The organism is Sphingomonas sp. 28-62-11 (assembly GCF_002278865.1).
Classification (GTDB): Bacteria; Pseudomonadota; Alphaproteobacteria; order Sphingomonadales; family Sphingomonadaceae; genus Sphingomonas.
In genome coordinates this window covers 18664-36586 of record NZ_NCGB01000017.1, presented here as the reverse complement: position 1 = coordinate 36586, position 17923 = coordinate 18664, and the positions used below count along the sequence as shown (strand labels likewise).

At 62.2% G+C, this 17923-nt stretch carries 20 protein-coding genes; 12 read left to right on the top strand and 8 right to left on the bottom strand.

The window, feature by feature from the left end:
* Window positions 1–123: 123 nt before the first annotated feature.
* Window positions 124–372 (bottom strand): hypothetical protein, encoded by a 249-nt coding sequence (locus tag B7Y49_RS07180; RefSeq protein WP_374126905.1) that lies wholly within the window; start codon window positions 370–372, stop codon window positions 124–126.
* A gap of 130 nt (window positions 373–502) precedes the next feature.
* Between B7Y49_RS07180 and B7Y49_RS07175 the strand changes: the two genes are divergently transcribed.
* Complete coding sequence (locus B7Y49_RS07175; protein ID WP_374126896.1) at window positions 503–676, top strand: hypothetical protein; 174 nt, start codon at window positions 503–505, stop codon at window positions 674–676.
* Between the two features lie 3 nt (window positions 677–679).
* Here B7Y49_RS07175 and B7Y49_RS07170 read toward each other — a convergent pair whose 3' ends face one another.
* The gene (locus B7Y49_RS07170) at window positions 680–1321 is read right to left on the bottom strand and encodes a helix-turn-helix transcriptional regulator (protein ID WP_374126895.1); all 642 of its coding nucleotides are present in this window, start codon (window positions 1319–1321) and stop codon (window positions 680–682) included.
* 88 nt (window positions 1322–1409) lie between these two features.
* On the opposite strand from B7Y49_RS07170, the gene B7Y49_RS07165 reads away from it, so the two are divergent.
* Window positions 1410–1598, top strand: a complete 189-nt coding sequence (locus B7Y49_RS07165) for a hypothetical protein (RefSeq protein WP_374126894.1) — start codon at window positions 1410–1412, stop codon at window positions 1596–1598.
* Entirely contained in the window at window positions 1595–1909 is a 315-nt protein-coding gene (locus tag B7Y49_RS07160) for a hypothetical protein (RefSeq protein WP_374126893.1), read from the top strand. Before B7Y49_RS07165 ends, B7Y49_RS07160 begins: the two co-directional genes overlap by 4 nt.
* Here B7Y49_RS07160 and B7Y49_RS07155 read toward each other — a convergent pair whose 3' ends face one another.
* The gene (locus B7Y49_RS07155; protein ID WP_374126892.1) at window positions 1910–2842 is read right to left on the bottom strand and encodes a hypothetical protein; all 933 of its coding nucleotides are present in this window, start codon (window positions 2840–2842) and stop codon (window positions 1910–1912) included.
* Entirely contained in the window at window positions 2812–4053 is a 1242-nt protein-coding gene (locus B7Y49_RS07150; protein WP_374126891.1) for a TIGR04063 family PEP-CTERM/XrtA system glycosyltransferase, read from the bottom strand. The genes B7Y49_RS07155 and B7Y49_RS07150 overlap by 31 nt, the downstream gene beginning before the upstream one ends.
* Before the next feature lie 76 nt (window positions 4054–4129).
* Here B7Y49_RS07150 and B7Y49_RS07145 point away from each other — a divergent pair, with 76 nt between their 5' ends.
* Complete coding sequence (locus B7Y49_RS07145; protein WP_374126890.1) at window positions 4130–4288, top strand: hypothetical protein; 159 nt, start codon at window positions 4130–4132, stop codon at window positions 4286–4288.
* On the top strand, window positions 4281–5678 hold the full coding sequence (locus B7Y49_RS07140) for a putative O-glycosylation ligase, exosortase A system-associated (RefSeq protein WP_374126889.1): 1398 nt from the start codon (window positions 4281–4283) through the stop codon (window positions 5676–5678). The genes B7Y49_RS07145 and B7Y49_RS07140 overlap by 8 nt, the downstream gene beginning before the upstream one ends.
* Here B7Y49_RS07140 and B7Y49_RS07135 read toward each other — a convergent pair.
* A complete protein-coding gene (locus B7Y49_RS07135; protein ID WP_374126888.1) occupies window positions 5671–6216 on the bottom strand; it encodes a type 1 glutamine amidotransferase domain-containing protein in 546 nt (181 codons plus the stop codon). The two genes, B7Y49_RS07140 and B7Y49_RS07135, sit on opposite strands and share 8 nt — an antisense overlap.
* Window positions 6217–6502: 286 nt before the next feature.
* On the opposite strand from B7Y49_RS07135, the gene B7Y49_RS07130 reads away from it, so the two are divergent.
* Window positions 6503–7660, top strand: a complete 1158-nt coding sequence (locus B7Y49_RS07130; RefSeq protein WP_374126887.1) for a mechanosensitive ion channel family protein — start codon at window positions 6503–6505, stop codon at window positions 7658–7660.
* Here B7Y49_RS07130 and putA read toward each other — a convergent pair.
* The gene (gene putA, locus B7Y49_RS07125) at window positions 7657–10665 is read right to left on the bottom strand and encodes a bifunctional proline dehydrogenase/L-glutamate gamma-semialdehyde dehydrogenase PutA (RefSeq protein WP_374126886.1); all 3009 of its coding nucleotides are present in this window, start codon (window positions 10663–10665) and stop codon (window positions 7657–7659) included. The two genes, B7Y49_RS07130 and putA, sit on opposite strands and share 4 nt — an antisense overlap.
* A gap of 120 nt (window positions 10666–10785) precedes the next feature.
* On the opposite strand from putA, the gene B7Y49_RS07120 reads away from it, so the two are divergent.
* The 3 genes from B7Y49_RS07120 to B7Y49_RS07110 are packed head-to-tail and all read left to right on the top strand — an operon-like array spanning window position 10786 to window position 12968.
* Complete coding sequence (locus B7Y49_RS07120) at window positions 10786–11220, top strand: MaoC family dehydratase (protein WP_374126904.1); 435 nt, start codon at window positions 10786–10788, stop codon at window positions 11218–11220.
* An 11-nt stretch (window positions 11221–11231) separates the two neighbouring features.
* On the top strand, window positions 11232–11786 hold the full coding sequence (locus tag B7Y49_RS07115) for a carboxymuconolactone decarboxylase family protein (protein ID WP_374126885.1): 555 nt from the start codon (window positions 11232–11234) through the stop codon (window positions 11784–11786).
* Between the two features lie 3 nt (window positions 11787–11789).
* The gene (locus B7Y49_RS07110) at window positions 11790–12968 is read left to right on the top strand and encodes an acetyl-CoA C-acyltransferase (protein ID WP_374126884.1); all 1179 of its coding nucleotides are present in this window, start codon (window positions 11790–11792) and stop codon (window positions 12966–12968) included.
* 253 nt (window positions 12969–13221) lie between these two features.
* Here B7Y49_RS07110 and soxR read toward each other — a convergent pair whose 3' ends face one another.
* Window positions 13222–13698, bottom strand: coding sequence for a redox-sensitive transcriptional activator SoxR (gene soxR, locus B7Y49_RS07105; RefSeq protein WP_374126883.1), 477 nt, complete (start codon window positions 13696–13698; stop codon window positions 13222–13224).
* 79 nt (window positions 13699–13777) lie between these two features.
* Here soxR and B7Y49_RS07100 point away from each other — a divergent pair, with 79 nt between their 5' ends.
* Both B7Y49_RS07100 and B7Y49_RS07095 read left to right on the top strand, forming a co-directional pair.
* On the top strand, window positions 13778–14179 hold the full coding sequence (locus B7Y49_RS07100; RefSeq protein WP_374126882.1) for a VOC family protein: 402 nt from the start codon (window positions 13778–13780) through the stop codon (window positions 14177–14179).
* The gene (locus B7Y49_RS07095) at window positions 14176–14703 is read left to right on the top strand and encodes a hypothetical protein (protein WP_374126881.1); all 528 of its coding nucleotides are present in this window, start codon (window positions 14176–14178) and stop codon (window positions 14701–14703) included. Before B7Y49_RS07100 ends, B7Y49_RS07095 begins: the two co-directional genes overlap by 4 nt.
* 24 nt (window positions 14704–14727) lie before the next feature.
* Here the strand turns inward: B7Y49_RS07095 and B7Y49_RS07090 are convergent, their stop codons facing one another.
* Window positions 14728–15960 carry a polyhydroxyalkanoate depolymerase gene (locus tag B7Y49_RS07090; RefSeq protein ID WP_374126880.1) on the bottom strand — a complete coding sequence of 411 codons (1233 nt, stop codon included), beginning with the start codon at window positions 15958–15960 and terminating at the stop codon, window positions 14728–14730.
* 168 nt (window positions 15961–16128) lie between these two features.
* On the opposite strand from B7Y49_RS07090, the gene B7Y49_RS07085 reads away from it, so the two are divergent.
* On the top strand, window positions 16129–17922 hold the full coding sequence (locus tag B7Y49_RS07085) for an ABC transporter transmembrane domain-containing protein (protein WP_374126879.1): 1794 nt from the start codon (window positions 16129–16131) through the stop codon (window positions 17920–17922).
* Window position 17923 lies beyond the last annotated feature (1 nt).

Here is a 17923-nt window from a genome sequence, read left to right as displayed (position 1 = left end):
GCTGAAAATGAAACGCCGAACCATCGCCCCGCTCTAGCGTCGACGGTTGGATAGGGACAGCACCAGCTTTGCAGCAAGGCAGAGAATCACCGTGGCAATGGATCGGTTCGCCGAACAATCATTCTAGTGAATCGTGCCGAAAGGCCGCCCGGTACTGAGTATCACAATCAACCGTTCGATCTGGCGCCAGCGGCAAAAGCCGATCGCATTGCCCAGGTTGCGGCTGCGTTCGGCCAGGGCCGCCGCTTCAAAACCGGCGTCGTCGCCAAAGCGCGCAATCAAGCCGGCAGCATCATCAAATGCAGCGCGATCATGCAGATAGGGAGGTTGCGGCGCGGCATCTTCAGCCGGGTCATCAAATGCAAAGGACATGGCAGGTGGATAGCGAGCAAAGCTGGCGCGACGATTACGGGCAATGGTAAACATGATGGGGACAATTGCGTTGGCAGCAGGGAACCAGGAACACTGGCGGTGCGCACCATCCCGTGGCAGGGCATAGCGGATGAATGATACGCCTCCCCGTAATCCTGCCGCCGGCGGCTTCCTGATCGCGATGGGCGCGATTGCTGGCGCGTTTGGCGGCGTTTTCTTTGGCGAATCGACCCGCGGCCTGATTGGCGGCTTGATTCTCGGCTGTCTGCTCGCGCTGCTTATCTGGTGGCGCGATCGCCACTGACGGTTACTTCAACAACCGCGTGATCCGAACGACCCGGCCGATAACATCCAGTGCAGCATCGTCTGGTGTGACTGTGATGATGGGAAATGCGGGATTGTCACTGATCACATCGATCGACCCGCCGCGCGTCATGAGCCGCTTGACCACCAGCACGCCCTGCAACCGCAATACATAGATCCCGCCGCGCGCGCCGACGCGCTGGTCGCCGCGATCGACCAGCATGTCGTCACCATCGGCAATTGTCGGCAACATCGATTCGCCCTGCGCGGTGATAATCGACAGTTCGGCTGGGCGCACGCCCCATTGCCGCAGTAACGCCGGATCGATTGCCTCGCCCTGGATCGCCCGGTCATCCGCCAGCACTCCGCCTGGCCCTGCGGATGCAACGGCGTCGATGCGGGGCACATACACCAAGCGGGACGGCGGCCCTGCAGCGTCAGGCGCCCCCAGATCATGCTCTGACATGCCGAGATAGTCCGACAGGATCCGTCGCTCGCGTTCGCCAAGCGCCCGCGGCGATCCTCGCTTCACGAATTGCTGGAGATAAGCTTCGTTGCGTCCGAGCAGTCGCGACAGCGCGGCCAGGCTCTCGCCCCGGCGCGCGGCCATGTCGGTCAGATTGGCGCAAACGCGAGCATGATCCATTTCCCACCAATAGCCATAGGATTTTTCCTAGACAAGTTGGAAATGACGGAACAAAAATAGAACATTAGCAGCGAATCAGGAGCGATTCATGTCAGTTCTATGCAAGGTTGAACGGTTTCTGCGGCAAACATCGATGCCGGCGACCAAATTCGGGCGCTTGTCGCTGAACGACCCCCGCCTGGTCGAGGATTTGCGACGCGGTCGCGAACCCCGGCCCCGCACTGCCGCACTGATCGAGGCGAAGATCGCCGAACTTGACCGCGAGATCAGACCATGAGCGGTGGGCCCGATATTGGCACGCTGCTGACGCGCGCACTTGAGCATCAGGCTCGCCATGCCGGTTGCCCGATCGAAATCAACGGCGCTGATTGGGATCGCTGGGCGAGCGCTACATTTACAGGGGCGCGGCACCGTATCGCCATCTCAACGCTCCCCTGCCCCGCAACCGAGGCGTGGCTGGCGGGATTGAGTGAGGCCGACTTCGATCTGCGTGGCCATCTGGTTGCTGATCTGGCGGTGGGGTCGGTGCGGCGGACGGCCACAAACGTAACGGCTGAACTGGAAGTCCTGACTGTCGAGATCCGCTAGTTACCCGCGCGTCGCCATTCGGCGCAATGTGCCGAGCGTATCCTGCAGGCCATCCTGTGATTCCGTGTCGCGCTTGACAGCGGGCGCTGGTGGGCGGCCATGACGATCGGTAACGCCACGTTCGAGCCGTTCGAGCAGGGCAGTGATCGTCGCCTGGGTATCGCGGGGGTCGCGCGGTTCGCGACGCGGTTCGGGCGGCGATACGGGCTCTGCGCGCACCATCGGCGTCAATTCAAATGTCTCGAACCGCTCGCTTGGCTCAAAAATCTGCTGGCGTGATGGCGACGAAACGAGTGAAGGGGCAACAAGCGGCTGCGCTTGGTGCTGAGACAATGGTTCAGGGACGAACGGCATGGCCTGCCCGATCGCCGCAGGATCATAGGCAGACAATGGCATGTCCAGATCGACCGGCAAGTCGATCGGCCCATCCGCAATGGGCGGCGTCATCGGCACAGATGACATCGGCAGCGCCTGACGGGCGGTTTGTTCATTGTCGCTGGGATGCCGCGCACGGACTTCCAGAAACGGCGTACCAAGATCGCGATTGGCAAATACCGGTCGGCGTGACGGCGCATCGGGATGAGCATCGGCACGGCGCAGCACAGGTGCCGCTTCGCCGGTTTCGAGATCACTCTGTGCTGCCGTCTCGCGACCGAACATCAGGGTGCGCGAACCAAGGACAAGGAACACCGCAAACCAGCCGAGCAAGGCAATCGTCCCACCACCCAACAGCGCGAGCGCAATCCGCGCCGTCATGCCCAATGGCGGCTCGGCGGCGGCGATCACCGCGGGAATGCCACTACGCAGGATGATGCGACCTAGGATATCACCGGGCACCAGCGCAAAACCAATCGCCGTCACCAGCCCCATTGCCGCGCCGCCAAGTGGTGCGACCGGCAGGATCAGGCGTTGACGGCGGGGCTCTTCAACCATGGCGATAGTCTATCGGTGGATTCGATTAGTTTTTGGTAAACAGGAACATAACGCGCGACATTATTGGCCCAGTTGCGTTCCGCCTCGACAAAAGCACGGGCTCGCGCCCGGCGTGCGGGCCAGGTCTCGCGATCGGCGAATAATGACGAGATGGCACGCGCCATCGCCTTGGGATCATCGGGCGCGAACAAGGTACCGGTATCGCCATCGCGAATCAGTTCCCGATGGCCGCCAACATCGGACGCCGCCACAAGCCGCCCCTGGGCCATTGCCTCCAATGGCTTGAGCGGCGTGACAAGATCAGTGAGCCGCATCCGCTTGCGCGGGTAAACCAGCACGTCGATGACGCTGTAGTAGCGCTCAACCTGTTGATGCGGCACACGGCCGACGAAATGGATATGTTCGGCCACCGCGCTTTCGGCCGCTTGCGCGCGGAGCGCTTCCTCGCACGGTCCACCGCCGACGAGCACCAGCTTTATCCGTGGACGGGCGGACACCAGCCGGGGCATCGCCGCGATCAGGTCCGCCAGCCCTTCATAGGCATAAAAGCTGCCGATAAAGCCAATGACTTCATCGCCGACAATACCCAACTGCTGGGCGAGCATCGCATCATAGGCCATCGGCGCGCCGAACAAGGTCATGTCGACACCATTGGGGGAAACCATGATCTGCCCCGGATTGATCCCCCGCGCCACCAGATCGCTCTTCAACCCCTCGCAGATCACAGCAACGCCATCGACCTTTCGCACCATCCGGGTTTCGAGCGCGCGGGTTGCGCGGTAGCGCCAGGAACCTTCGGTGCCCGTTTCGTTGCCGACGGCGGCATCCTCCCAAAATGCCCGGATTTCATAGAGTAGCGGCACTTTGTAGCGGCGGCTCGCGCGGCGCGCGGCAATCGCGTCGAGCACTGGTGAATGGGCGTGGAGAACATCAGGCTCAAAATCACGGACCACTTGTTTGATTCGGCGCGAAAAGGCGCTGATCTCACGCAACTCGCCGAACGGGCTGGCCAATGGTTTCGGCGGTTCGGTCCGATAGAAATCGATGCCGTCGACGGTTTCGCGTTCGGCATCGAACCCGCCGTGCCGAGGCCCGGTAACCGCCGCCACCGCAAAGCCGCGCGCCATCTGCGCCTTCAAGATGGCGCGGGTGCGAAAGGTATAGCCGCTCTGCAAAGGCAGGCCGTGATCGAGGATATGAAGAATACGCATCGTGGCACCGTTGATGCCACGGCAGTGTTTAACGCCGCGTCAACTGGACCCGGCGTATCGCGAATTTGCAAAGGGCATGATTTCCGGCCCGGCAGAAAGGGAACGCGGGATGATAGACAATTTTGCGCTCCTGCTGTCGCACGGGCTGATGATTCTTGCCGCTTTACTGCTGTTGCGCCGCCCCGATCTAGATCGCGAGCCAACCAACCGCCCCGAGGATGAGCCGGGTGCGTGATCTGGCGTTTATCGCTTTCCTGATCGCATTGTTCGGGCTGGGATTCCGGCGACCGTTCGTGTTCGTGCTGGCTTATGTTTATATCGACATCGTCTCGCCCCAGCGGCTGACCTATCTGCTGTTGAACAGCGTACCGATTTCATTGATTGCCGTTGTGGCCGCCGTGGGGACCTGGTTCGCTTTTGACGACAAGCGCGACACGCGGGTTGCGCCGCGCCAGTTCCTGCTGCTGCTGCTGCTGATTTACTGCGCGATCACCACCAGGAATGCCGATTTTCCGGTGGAGGCGCTGGGCAAATGGGATTGGGTATGGAAGGCGCTGGCCTTTGCGATCTTTCTGCCGCTGACGCTTCGCACCAAATTGCGGATCGAATCGCTGCTGCTGTTCATGGTGCTTTCGGCATCGTCGATCATCATCGTCGGCGGCATCAAAACGCTGGCATCGGGCGGTGGCTATGGTTCGCTCAACCTGATGGTCGCCAACAATAGCGGCCTGTATGAAGGCAGCATCATTTCCACCGTCGCCGTGGCCATCGTGCCGCTGGTGCTGTGGTTCAGCAAGCACGGTACGATTTTCCCGCCCGACTGGAAGGTGAAGGGGTTTTGCTACGCCCTTGCCTTTGCGTGCCTGCTGATCCCGGTTGGCACTTCGGCGCGGACCGGGCTGGTATGCATCGGCCTGCTGGCGCTGCTGATGCTGCGTGATGCGAAGCGGCGCTTGATGTACCTGGCGCTGATGGCGGCGGTGCCCGTGGTGTCGCTGCCGTTCCTGCCTGAGTCCTTCCTCGAACGGATGCAAACGATTCAGAACCACCAAAGCGATACGTCTGCGTCCACGCGCGTTGCGGTGTGGAAATGGACGATGGAATACGCCAAAACGCATCCGTTCGGCGGTGGGTTCGACGCATATTTGCAAAACGAACTACGCTTCGAAACGGTGAAGGTAGAGGGCAGCGGCAGCAATATCTCGATCCAGCGCACGCCGGAACAGGATCGCGCCCGCGCCTATCACAGCAGCTATTTCGAAATGCTCGGCGAACAGGGCTATCCTGGCCTGGCGCTATGGCTGATCATCAATCTTGGCGGCATTTTCCGGATGGAGGTGCTGCGCCAGCGCTATCGCAGAGCTGGCCCAGACGAAGCGTGGATCGCCCCGCTCGCCAGCGCGCTGCAAAGCGCCCATATCGTCTATCTGCTCGGCGCGGCCTTTGTCGGCATCGCGTTCCAGCCGTTCATCTACATGCTGATCGGCGCACAGATCGGGCTGGACACCTATGTCGGGCGCAGGCGTGCCGAGGCAGGATGGCGTCCGTTTCGCAAGGCGAGCGCCGCCCCCCGGACAACCATCCCGCCGCTAGCGGCCGCAAAGGCGACTATGCCGCCTAGCTAACCTGCGTGCTGATCATCTCGATCAGCGCGGCATTGAAGGCGGGCAGATCATCAGGTTTGCGACTGGTGATAAGGTTGCCGTCGATTACCACCTCCTTATCGACATAATCGGCACCGGCATTTTCCAGATCAGTGCGCAGCGACGGCCAGCTGGTGATTTGTCGACCATCGAGAACGTCGGCCTCAACCAACAGCCACGGGGCGTGGCAGATCGCCGCAACGGTCTTGTCAGCATCGAAAAATGCCTGGATCAACGCGATCGCCTGCGGCTCCAGCCGCAACGCATCAGGATTGGCAAGCCCGCCCGGCAACACCAGCGCATCGAAATCATCGGCATCGACCTGATCGATCGTTGTGTCCGGGGTGATCGTCAGACCCTTCTCGGCGTGAAGCATCCCCTGGATCGGTTCAAGAGCGATCGAGGCAAGGGTCACTTGAGCACCGGCATCCATCAGCGCCTCTCGCGGGCTGAAAAGTTCTGATTGTTCGAAACCATCGGTGGCGAGGATCAGGACACGGGCTTGGGTAATGTCGGGCATCGGAAATCTCCTCCAGAAACTCCAACACCAACCCCTGAGCCTACCCCCGCGTTCCGGAACGAAGCGATGCGATGCGCATTACTACCGACGAACGGAATGCTAGCGCCCCCGGGACTCGTTTTTCGCTTTAGGAACCGTTCCCCCGCACATGCGCGGGTCCAGAACCGCAAGCGCTGCGCTCGGTTACCCTCGACCCCCGCGTTCGCGGGGGAACGACGGATCTGAAAATCACCAAGGGCTGGCCTTGCACGCCCGAGTGCGGCATCGGAGCCCACAAGGAGCAACCATGACGACCGCCAACCAGGCTGCGCCGATCATCGGCACCCCGCGCTACGACATCGATCTTGTCACCTTCTATACGGACAGCGTGATGTGGCTGCAGAGCCACTGGGCGCGAATCCTGATTGCGGCGGCGATTGCGGGCGTCGTTATCGTGCTGTTGCATCTGCTGCGCAGCTTCAGCGTCAAGCTGTGCGAGCGCGAACGCCCGGGCAAGATTGGCTGGTGGAAGGTCGCCGGACGCACATTGGGGCGTACCGGCAGCCTGTTCATCATCATTGCGGCGATCCGACTGGTCGCGGACCTGGCCGATCCGCCGCTGATCGTGATCACCACAATCCGCACGCTGTTCACCGTCGCGGCGGTTTTTCAGGGTGCCATCTGGCTGCGCGAACTCGTGCTCGGCGCGGTCGAGCAGCATACCGGCACCGGGCGCGCGAGCGGCGAGGCGCTGAGCAGTGCGCTGGGCATCATCCGGCTGCTGGTTACCTTTGCGGTTTTCGCCGTCGCGCTGATCGTGGTGCTCGACAATCTGGGCGTGAACATCACGGGGCTGGTCGCGGGCCTTGGCGTGGGCGGCATCGCGATCGGCCTGGCAGCGCAGGGCATTTTTGCCGATCTGTTTGCAGCACTCGCGATCATCTTCGATCGGCCATTCCGGCGTGGCGACGTGATCGCTTATGATACCACGACGGGCACGGTCGAGGACATCGGCCTGAAATCGACGCGCATCCGCTCCGGCACGGGCGAGGAACGCATCATCGCCAACAAGCAATTGCTCGACAAGGAAATCCAGAACATTACCCAGCGCAGCTATCGCCGGGTGAGCTTCACGCTGTCGATTGCGGCCTACACCCCCGCCGATCGGTTGCGCGCCATTCCCGCCATGATGCAAGTAGTGATTGAACAGGGTGGGCATCATTTCGTGCATGCAGGCTTTTCGACCTTTGCGGCCAGCAGCTTCGATTTCCTCGTCGAATTCGACTCGCTCTCCCCCGATCTCGCGCCGTTTTTCGAGGCCCGCCATGCCATCGGCATCACCATCATCGAAAAACTCGCCGCGGAAGGAATCGCCCTCGCCTACCCCACGCAGCTCGCCTTCACCGCTGCGCCGGATGGCAGTTATGTGATGCCCTATCCAGATGCGGCAGGCGCGAAGGACTAAGCCGCACCCTCATCAAGGCTCAACAACGTCGCATTGCCGCCCGCGCTGGTCGTGTCCACCGACACCGCACGTTCGACGCAAAAGCGCTGGAGGTAATGCGGGCCGCCGGCCTTGGGGCCGGTGCCGGACAACCCTTCACCGCCAAAGGGCTGGCTGCCCACCACCGCGCCGATCATCGACCGATTGATGTAGAGATTGCCGACCTTCGCGGTCGCTTCGACCAACTCGCCGGCGCGGGCGATGCGGCTGTGGAGACCCATCGTGAGGCCATAGCCCTTTGCGTTGACTGCCGCGATCGTCTCGGCGAGCTTGCCGGCGGGCCAGGTTGCGACGTGAAGGATGGGGCCAAACCATTCGCGATCAAGTGCATCGAGAGCACCAAGTCGCACCAAAGTCGGCGGCACGAATAGCCCGGTGTCGGGCACCGGCAGGGTCTTCAGGATCGCGCTGCCGAGCCCGCCGCGATACGCCATCAGCCGATCATAGGCCGCCTGATCGATCACGGGGCCGACATCGGTGCGCGGATCGGCGGGGTCGCCAACGATCAATAGGTCCATCGCGCCTTTCAGCATCTCGATCACGCCGTCAGCGATCTCCTCCTGCAGCAGCAGCAGCCGGAGCGCCGAGCAACGCTGTCCGGCCGAACGAAACGCACTGGTGACGACATCGGCGACGACCTGTTCGGGCAATGCGGTCGAATCGACGATCATCGCGTTGATGCCGCCGGTTTCGGCGATCAGCGGGACGATCGGGCGGTTGTCGTCCTCGAGCAGGCTGCGCGCGATCTTGCGCGCGGTAGCGGTCGAGCCGGTAAAGGCGACACCCATGATCCGCGGATCGGCGGTGAGCGCGGCGCCAACTTCGGGGCCACCGGGGACGAGGACCAGCGCGTCTTTGGGCACCCCGGCGTCATGCGCCAAGCGGACAGCGAATTCGGCGATGCGCGGGGTCTGTGGGGCTGGCTTGGCGACAACAGTGTTGCCCGCGACCAAGGCGGCGACGGTTTGGCCAAGAAAAATCGCCAGCGGGAAGTTCCACGGCGCGATGGTTGCCCACACCCCGCGCCCTTCAAACCGCAGGGTGTTGCGCTCACCCGTGGGGCCGGGGAGGTCGATGGGGTGCAGGCCATCGCGCGTCTGTTGGGCATAGTAACGGCAAAAATCGACCGCCTCACGCACCTCGCCGAGCGCATCGGGAATGGTTTTGAAGGCCTCGGCTACGCAAATCGCCATCAGCTCCTCGCGGTTTTCCTCCAATAGGTCGGCAAGGGCATCGAGGCTCGCGGCGCGGGTGTCGACCGGCGTGGCTGACCATGCCGGAAAGGCGGCGGCGGCACGGGTGATTGCCCCGGTAACTTCCGTACCCCCGCGCACGCGGGGGTCCAGGGCCACGGGCGGTAACGATTGTGACGCTGGACTCCCGCTTTCGCGGGAGCACTGGGTGGCGGTTTGCAGCAATATCTCCCGATCCGCCAAATCCAGCCCGCTCGAATTCCGCCGAGCCGCGCCGAACAAATCCACCGGCAGCGGAATATTCGGATGCCGTGTGCCTCCGACGCTCGCGATCTTCACCACCGGATCGGCGAGGATTTCCTCCTCGCTCAGCCGCTCATCAGCGAGTTGGTGCACGAACGACGAGTTCGCGCCATTTTCCAGCAATCGCCGCACCAGATAGGCCAGCAGGTCGCGGTGCCCGCCGACGGGGGCATAGATGCGGCAATGATAGCCATGCTCGCGCACCAGCCGTTCGTATAGCCCGTCCCCCATGCCGTGGAGGCGCTGAAATTCGAAGTCTCGGGCATTGCCCGCCCACTCCACGATCGTCGCGACGGTCAACGCATTATGGCTGGCAAAGGCCGGGCGGATATGCGGCGCATCGAGCATGTCGCGCGCGCAGGCGAGGTAGGATACGTCGGTCGCCGCCTTGCGGGTGAACAGCGGATAGTCACTGAGCCCCTCGACCTGGGTGCGCTTGATCTCGCTGTCCCAATAGGCACCCTTGACGAGGCGGACGTTCATCTCACGACCCAGCGCGCCCGCCCAGGCGATCACGGGTCGCGCGCGCTTGCCATAGGCCTGCACTGCCATGCCGAACCCGTCCCAGCCCTTCAGCGCTGGCAACCCGGCGACGGTGCCGATGATGTCGAGGCTCATCTCCAGCCGCTCGCTCTCCTCGGCATCGACTGTCAACGCGATGCCCTTGCCCGCCGCTTGTACCGCCAGCGCCTCCAGCATTTCGGTGAGTGCGGGTACGCAGTCATCCCATTGCGCCACTTCGTAGCGCGCGTGGAGCGCGGAGAGCTTGACGGAGATAGAGTGTCCGGCTGCTGGATCGGCCCCCACTGCATCGATCGCGTCGACATAAGCACGGAAATAACGGTCAGCATCCGCTTTGGTGCGCGCAGCCTCGCCCAGCATGTCGAAGCTGGCAGTAAAGCCCTCATGCTCGGGCTTTTTCATGCGGCGCGCGGCTTCGTCGATGGTTCGGCCCATGACGAAGATTTCGCCCATCATCCGCATCGCCGCCCCAACCGCCTGACGGACGAACGGCTCACCCGCGCGTGAGATCAAGCGTCGAAGTGCGCTAGGCTGCTCGCCTTCGCCCACCAAGGCGCGGCCAACAACCAGCCCCCAAGTCGCAGAGTTGACCAGCGTTGAGTTGGATTTGCCCGTGTGCGCCCGCCAATCGGCATCGCCCAATTTGTCGGCAATCAGCAGATCGGCGGTTTCCGGATCGGGAACGCGAAGAAACGCCTCGGCCAGCGAGAGCAGCGCGACACCTTCGGACGAGTTAAGCCGATATTCCTGCAGGAACTGGTTTACCCAGCCTTTGCCCTGGGCGGCCCGCAAATCCGCGAGCAGTGTGAGCGACTCCGACATGATCCGATCGCGCGACTCGCGCGACACCGTTGCCCGCTCCAATAGCGGTTTTAGAACATCGGGTTCGGGCGCGCGGTGCAGGGCAGCCATGGATTTGCGGGCTTGCGACGCTACGTCAGGTGTCATCTTCCGGTTTCCGGTCTAGTTGGGCTTGGCAAGGGGCACCCCCAAGGCCTATTTGAGGCCCGCGCTATGCGACGATTTGGACCGGAGGGAAATGCCGTGACGACAATCACCATCCAGGAAATGGCGACGCGAGTCGGCACCGAGCAGGTTTCTGACTGGGTCGAAGTGAGCCAGGAGATGATCAACAAGTTCGCGGACGCGACCGGTGATCACCAGTTCATCCATATCAACCCGGAAATGGCGGCGATGACGCCGTTCGGCGGCACGATCGCACATGGTTTTCTGACTTTGTCGCTGATGCCGCTGCTATCGTCAAAGATCGTGGACGCGCCCAAGATCGAGGGAGTGAAGATGGGCGTCAATTACGGTGGCAACAAAGTCCGCTTCTTGCAGCCGGTCCGCTCGGGCAAGCGCGTGCGCGGGCGGTTCAAGCTCATGGAGCTGGTCGAAAAGCGCCCCGGCCAGTGGCAGCAGACCAATGAATTCTCGGTCGAAATCGAAGGCGAGGATAAGCCCGCGATGATCGCCGAATGGATCAGCCAGATCTTCGTTTGAGGACGGCAGCCATGCCTCGCATCACCCCCTTCGCCAAACCCTATCCGCCCGAATTCGACGCGCGGATGAAGGTGCTGATGCGCGGTGCCGAGCCGCTCGTGTTGTTCACCACGCTGGCCACCAACGACCGCGCCTGGACCAAGTTCAGCGGCGGCTCCCTGCTCGACAAGGCTAGCCCGCTGTCGATGCGGCATCGCGAAATCGTGATCGACCGCACCTGTGCGAAATGCGGCAACGAATATGAGTGGGGCGTCCATATCGCCGGGTTCGCGCCACATATCGGCATGAACGACGCGCAGATTTACGCGACCGTCCACGGCGAGGCGACCGACCCGGTCTGGTCACCCGAAGAAGCGACGCTCATCGCTACCGTCGATGCGCTGATTGATCACAAAAAGTTGACCGATGCCGAATGGACGTCGCTCAAGACCCATTTTGACGAACCACAGGCGCTGGAGATCATCCAGCTTGTCGGATTTTATCACGGCGTGTCGCTGATCTGCGGCGCGCTCGACCTGCCCCTCGAAACCAATGCGGCGCGCTTTCCCGCCGCCAAAGGAGACTAAGCCATGCGTTCAGCCGTCATCGTATCCACCGCCCGCACCCCCATTGGCCGCGCTTATCGCGGCGGATTCAACAACCTGCCTTCGCCGACGCTCTCCAGCCACGCCATCAAGGCCGCCGTCGAGCGTGCCGGCATCGACGGGGCCGAAGTGCAGGACGTCGTCTGGGGCGCAGCGCTTCAGCAGGGCGTGCAGGGCGGCAATATCGCCCGCAACGCGTTGCTGCGCTCGGGCCTGCCGATCAGCGTGCCCGGCCAGTCGATCGATCGCCAGTGCGCCAGCGGCCTGATGGCAATCGCCACCGCCGCCAAGCAGATCATCGTCGACAATATGGACGTCACGATCGGCGGCGGCGTCGAATCGATCTCGATGGTGCAAACCCCCGAAATGCGCGTCGCCGGCGACAAGGAACTGCTGGCAATGCATCCCGACGTTTATATGTCGATGCTTCAGACTGCCGAGGTCGTGGCAAAGCGCTACAATGTCAGCCGCGAGGCGATGGACGAATATAGCTATCAGTCGCAGATGCGCACGGCAGCCGCTCAGGCCGCGGGCAAGTTCAACGATGAGATTGTGCCCGTGACGGCAACGATGGCGATGACCAACAAGGAAACCAAGGAAGTCACGCACCACGAAGTGACGGTGACGCAGGACGAAGGCAACCGCGCCGACACCACGCTGGTCGGACTCGACGGCCTGAAGCCGGTGCTGGGGCCGGACATGACGATCACGGCGGGCAATGCCAGCCAGCTGTCGGACGGCGCCTCAGCCAGCGTGCTGATGGAAGAAAAGCTTGCGGAGAAGCGCGGCCTCACCCCGCTCGGCCGGTATATCGGCATGGCAGCGGCCGGCACCAAGCCCGACGAGATGGGCATTGGCCCCGTTTATGCCATCCCCGCGCTGCTCGAGCGCTTCAATCTGAAGATGGACGATATCGGCCTGTGGGAGCTGAACGAGGCGTTTGCAGTGCAGGTGCTGTATTGCCGCGATCAGCTCGGCATTCCGAACGAGTTGCTCAACGTAAACGGCGGCGCGATCTCGATCGGCCATCCTTACGGCATGTCTGGTGCACGGATGACCGGCCACGCGCTGATCGAAGGCAAGCGTCGCGGCGCGAAGTATGTCGTCGTGACGATGTGCGTCGGCGGCGGCATGGGCGCAGCCGGGTTGTTCGAGGTGTTGTGAGGTTGTGTTTTTTGCCGCAATTCTTAATTTAGCGGCTGCGAATGACATTGTGACTTTCGATGTGAGCCTCGACCGTTGCCGCGGTCGGGGCTCAATTCATTTGGGAATGCTATCCAACAACCTTGAACTGACTTGCCCCACCACCGTTCGCCCTGAGCGAAGTCGAAGGGCAAGCGCAGCGCTTGGGCTTCGACTTCGCTCAGCCCGAACGGGTGGGGGATGAGTTTTGACGGGTTGAGCAGCGCTCTTCGATTCAGGTCACGCCGTTCTCCACCGCATCTCCCAGCACATATCTCGGCCCCACCCCGCGTTTTGCGGCCCGGTCGCCCGGATTGTACAGCGCGCAGCGATCGAGCGACAAACACCCGCAGCCGATGCATCCGTCGAGCAGATCGCGAGTGCGCGTGAGTGTCGCGATCTTGTCGTCAATCAGCGTGCGGATCTCGGCGCTCATCCGGGTCCAGTCCTTTGCGGTTGGGGTTCGCCCACCGGGCAGCTTCGCCAGTTCGGCTCGGATCGCTTCAATCGACAGCCCCAGTTGCTGCGCGATTAGGATGAACGACAGCCGTCGGATATCCGATCGCAGGAACCGCCGCTGGCCGCCGCTGTTGCGAAACGGCGTCAACAAACCCCGCGCCTCATAAAACCGGATCGACGATACCGATACGCCCGCGCGTGCCGCCAGATCGCCGATGGCAATCACATCACTCGCCTTCACACGCGCCCTCACAAATAGCTTGACCTCACCTTAAGTTGAGGTTGCAAAAGTCTCGACGTCAACCCGAATCGGCAAGCAGGAGGCCAGTTTCATGACGTCGGCAATCATCGAACATATCAACATTAACGTCAGCAATCCGGAGCGCGCTGCTGCCACGGCCGCAACATTGTTCGGCTGGGCCGAGCGGTGGCGCGGCATCGGCATGGATGGCCGACTGACGATCCATGTCGGCAGCGCCGCGCACTATATCGCCTATCACCAAAGGCGCGACACCGGCCCCGCCGGACGCTTCGAAAAGGGCGTGCCGTTCAATCATGTCGGCGTGCAGGTCGACGATCTCGACGCCGTCGAAGCTGGTGTCGTTGCGCTGGGCCTTACCCCCTTCTCTCAAGACGACTACGAACCAGGGCGGCGCTTTTACTTTTTCGATGATGACGGGATCGAATATGAGATCGTCAGCTACGCGCCTCAGCGTCAACGTCGCTCAGCATGAACGCGGTGATCAGGATTGGCGGAGGTGCCGCTCTGATCGGCGGGTTGCTGCGGTTCTGCGCTGCCTTCGTACCATATGCGCCCAACTCCCCATGGCTCGAAGCATTCTATGCCGTCATCGACGCCAATCTGCTCGTGGGCCTGATCGGTATCTTCATGGCGTGGTGCGACAGGGCTAGGGGGTGGGGTCTGGCGGGGTTTGTGATTGCCCTAATCGGCCAGGGATCGATCATCGGCCCCGATGCTACGCAATTCGGAATCGATTTCTATGTCGTCGGATCGCTTATCCTGTTGGCAGGGCTCACGCTGATGTCGATCGACATGATGCGGGCGGAAGTTATGTGGCCGGTCGCCGCACTGTGGCTGGTTGCCGTCGGCATGGCCGGGGCATCGCCAATTGCTGGAGAAACAGCCATTTTTGCGGCAGGCGCCGCATTTGGTGCGGCTTTCTTTTATGCTGGTGCGATCATGCTCGCTCGACCATCGGCCGGTATCCAGGACCCGGCGACATCGATCGCCGACTAAACGGCGATCAATACTGCCGATCTATCACTGATGTGCTGAAATCCATTGTTCAACGACCGGGGCGATCTTGTTGCGCCATTTGCTGCCGTTGAAAATGCCGTAATGCCCGGCACCTTCAGCCATCAGGTACTTCTTCTTGGCCGGTGCAAGCTTGCTCGCCAGCTTGAGCGCGGCCTTGGTTTGCCCCAGCCCGGAAATATCATCGCGTTCGCCCTCAATCGCGAGCAGCGCAATATCGGTGATGGCCGCCGGATCAACCGGACGGCCGCGATGCGTATAGGTGCCGTTGGCGATGGCGTGCTTCTGGAACACCACTTCGATCGTCTGCAGGTAGAATTCGGAGGTCATGTCGCAGACGGAGCGATACTCCTCATAGAAATCCTTGGTCAGATCGGCGCTATCGTCGTCGCCCTGGACGAGATGCTTGAACATTTCCCAATGCGAAATCATGTGGTTACCAAGGTTCATCGACATGAAACCGGCAAGTTGCAGAAAGCCCGGGTACACGGTGCGGCCAGCACCCGGATAGGTCATTGGCACGGTTGCGATTACGTTCTGGCTGAACCAGCTGTGCGGCCGTTCGGTCGCCAGTGTGTTGACCGCGGTTGGCGCTTCGCGCGTGTCGATCGGCCCGCCCATCAGCGTAAGCGTCTTAGGGCGGCAGGGGTGCTTGTCCGCGCTCATCAGGCAGGCAGCAGCATAGCAGGGCACCGATGGCTGACAAACGGCGAGCATGTGCGTGCCCCCCTGCCCCTCATTCGCGCCAATCACTTCCATGAATTCAATGATATAATCGATGTAATCGTCGAGATCGAACTTGCCATCTGCCAGCGGTACCAGCTTCGCATCGCGCCAATCGGTAATGTAGACATCGGCGAAGGGCAGCATTCGCTCAACGGTGCCGCGCAGTAGCGTGGCATAATGGCCCGACATCGGCGCGACGATTAGCAGCTTGGGGCCGCCGGTGACACCCTCGCGCGCAAACCGCTTGAGCTGACCGAACGGCTTGCGAAGGACCACCTGCTCATCGATCGCGACCGTCTTGCCGTCGATCACGGTCGAATCGAGCCCAAATTCCGGCTTACCGCGCGGGGCGGCGGCATGCGCAAACACCTCCAGCGCCGAACCGAGCACCGGTCCGCCACCGAAATATGCGAACGGATTAGCGGGGTTCTGCAGCATGCTCGCGCCAAAATCGGCCATGGCGCTGGCTCCGGCGAGCATCGAGCGCTGCATTTCATAGGCGTTGTACAGCATGAACGTCCCTTATCCCTTAACCGGTTACCGTACCGTCAAGCATCGGCGCATTAGCATGCTGCACTGCAGTAGCAAATGCCCTGTAGCCAAAGTGACGGCACGTGCAGTGCCAAATCGAGCGCGATTGCCGTTGAGGGTCAGGGATGTGCCTGCTAGACGCCTGCGATCATGACCGAGCCGAACCCCACCCCGCCCGCCGCCGCCACCGAGCCGCGTCGCAAACTTTCCAGCCTGGTGATGGTGTGGGGATTCGCCTCAAAATATCCCGTCCAGATCGCCATCGCGGTAGTCGCGCTGATCTTCGCCGCCGGGGCGACGCTTTACATTCCGGCGACGTTCAAGCTGGTCGTCGATAACGGGTTCAGCGGCAACGGCGATGCCAAGTCGATCGCGCCCTATTTTCAAGGGCTCGGGGTTGTCGTGATCGTGCTCGCGATCTCCACGGCAGTGCGGTTTTATTTCGTGTCTTGGCTGGGTGAACGCACCGTGGCCGATGTGCGAGTCGCGGTGCACCGCAATCTACTGCGGCTCGATCCGAAATGGTTCGAGGAAAATCGGCCGTCCGAAATAGCCTCTCGCCTGACGGCTGATACCGCCATCATCGAACAGATCGTCGGCACGACCGTGTCTGTCGCGCTGCGTAACGCTGTGATCGGCGTTGGCGGCGTGATTTACCTGTTCGCGCTCGCGCCAAAGCTGGCCGCATCGCTGCTGATCGGCATTCCCGTCGTTATCCTCCCGATCGTGTTCCTCGGTCGCCGCGTGCGGCAATATTCGCGGACTAGCCAGGACCGGGTGGCGGATATTGGCTCGATCGCCGTTGAAACGCTCGGGGCGATGAAGATCGTTCAAGCGTTTGGACAGGAACAGCGCGAGGGCGACCGGTTCGAAAAGGCCGTGGGCAACAGCTTCGCGACCGCCAAGCGCCGCTTCCGCCTCCGCGCGATCATGACGGCCGCCGTCATCGGCCTGTTGTTCGGCGCGATCGTACTGATCATGTGGGATGCGGTTCGGGACGTCGCCAATGGCACGCTGACGGGCGGATCGATCACCGCCTTCGTGCTCACCGGTGGCTTCGTGGCCGGAGCCTTCGGGGCGCTGACCGAGGTGTATGGCGATTTGCTGCGCGCGTCTGGCGCCGCGGCACGTCTGAACGAACTGCTCGCCGAAGAACCGGAGATCCGCGCACCGCAGCATCCTGTTGCCTTACCGGTGCCGCCGCTGGGCGAAGTGGCGTTTGAAAACGTCACCTTCCGTTATCCGACCCGTCAGGAAGTGTCCGCGCTCGACAATTTCTCGCTAACGGTCGCGCCTGGCGAGACCGTGGCGATTGTCGGCCCATCGGGCGCGGGCAAATCGACCTTATTCCAGCTGATCCAGCGTTTCTACGATCCCGATTCAGGCATGGTCCGTATCGACGGTGTCGGCTTGCCGAGCGCGGACCCGGCCGAAATCCGCAAGCGCATCGCCATGGTGCCGCAGGATACGGTGATTTTCGGGTCGAGCGCGCGAGACAATCTGCGCTACGGTGACTGGTCGGCAAGCGACGACGCGCTTTGGGCGGCTGCTGAGGCCGCCAATGCCGCCGAATTCCTCCGTAAGCTACCCGAGGGCCTCGATACCTTCCTTGGCGAAGGCGGGGCGCGCTTGTCGGGCGGCCAACGCCAGCGGGTGGCCATTGCCCGCGCGCTGCTCCGCAATGCGCCGATCTTGCTGCTCGACGAGGCGACGAGCGCGCTCGATGCCGAAAGCGAACGGCTGGTGCAGCAGGCGCTGGAGCGGCTGATGGAAGATCGCACCACCTTGGTGATCGCCCACCGGCTCGCCACGGTGCGTTCAGCGTCACGGATTATCGTGATGGACGACGGCCGCATCGTCGAGACCGGCACGCATAGCCAGTTGATCGGCCAGAACGGGCTGTATGCGCGGCTCGCGAGCCTGCAATTCAGCCAGGCGGCTTAAA

Excerpts from the sequence above, each read along its gene's own strand:
- B7Y49_RS07180 (WP_374126905.1), bottom strand. The coding sequence starts at position 372 with ATGTCCTTTGCATTTGATGACCCGGCTGAAGATGCCGCGCCGCAACCT.
- B7Y49_RS07175 (WP_374126896.1), top strand. The coding sequence starts at position 503 with ATGAATGATACGCCTCCCCGTAATCCTGCCGCCGGCGGCTTCCTGATC.
- B7Y49_RS07170 (WP_374126895.1), bottom strand. The coding sequence starts at position 1,321 with ATGGATCATGCTCGCGTTTGCGCCAATCTGACCGACATGGCCGCGCGC.
- B7Y49_RS07165 (WP_374126894.1), top strand. The coding sequence starts at position 1,410 with ATGTCAGTTCTATGCAAGGTTGAACGGTTTCTGCGGCAAACATCGATG.
- B7Y49_RS07160 (WP_374126893.1), top strand. The coding sequence starts at position 1,595 with ATGAGCGGTGGGCCCGATATTGGCACGCTGCTGACGCGCGCACTTGAG.
- B7Y49_RS07155 (WP_374126892.1), bottom strand. The coding sequence starts at position 2,842 with ATGGTTGAAGAGCCCCGCCGTCAACGCCTGATCCTGCCGGTCGCACCA.
- B7Y49_RS07150 (WP_374126891.1), bottom strand. The coding sequence starts at position 4,053 with ATGCGTATTCTTCATATCCTCGATCACGGCCTGCCTTTGCAGAGCGGC.
- B7Y49_RS07145 (WP_374126890.1), top strand. The coding sequence starts at position 4,130 with ATGATTTCCGGCCCGGCAGAAAGGGAACGCGGGATGATAGACAATTTT.
- B7Y49_RS07135 (WP_374126888.1), bottom strand. The coding sequence starts at position 6,216 with ATGCCCGACATTACCCAAGCCCGTGTCCTGATCCTCGCCACCGATGGT.
- B7Y49_RS07130 (WP_374126887.1), top strand. The coding sequence starts at position 6,503 with ATGACGACCGCCAACCAGGCTGCGCCGATCATCGGCACCCCGCGCTAC.
- putA (WP_374126886.1), bottom strand. The coding sequence starts at position 10,665 with ATGACACCTGACGTAGCGTCGCAAGCCCGCAAATCCATGGCTGCCCTG.
- B7Y49_RS07120 (WP_374126904.1), top strand. The coding sequence starts at position 10,786 with ATGGCGACGCGAGTCGGCACCGAGCAGGTTTCTGACTGGGTCGAAGTG.
- B7Y49_RS07115 (WP_374126885.1), top strand. The coding sequence starts at position 11,232 with ATGCCTCGCATCACCCCCTTCGCCAAACCCTATCCGCCCGAATTCGAC.
- B7Y49_RS07110 (WP_374126884.1), top strand. The coding sequence starts at position 11,790 with ATGCGTTCAGCCGTCATCGTATCCACCGCCCGCACCCCCATTGGCCGC.
- B7Y49_RS07100 (WP_374126882.1), top strand. The coding sequence starts at position 13,778 with ATGACGTCGGCAATCATCGAACATATCAACATTAACGTCAGCAATCCG.
- B7Y49_RS07095 (WP_374126881.1), top strand. The coding sequence starts at position 14,176 with ATGAACGCGGTGATCAGGATTGGCGGAGGTGCCGCTCTGATCGGCGGG.
- B7Y49_RS07090 (WP_374126880.1), bottom strand. The coding sequence starts at position 15,960 with ATGCTGTACAACGCCTATGAAATGCAGCGCTCGATGCTCGCCGGAGCC.
- B7Y49_RS07085 (WP_374126879.1), top strand. The coding sequence starts at position 16,129 with ATGACCGAGCCGAACCCCACCCCGCCCGCCGCCGCCACCGAGCCGCGT.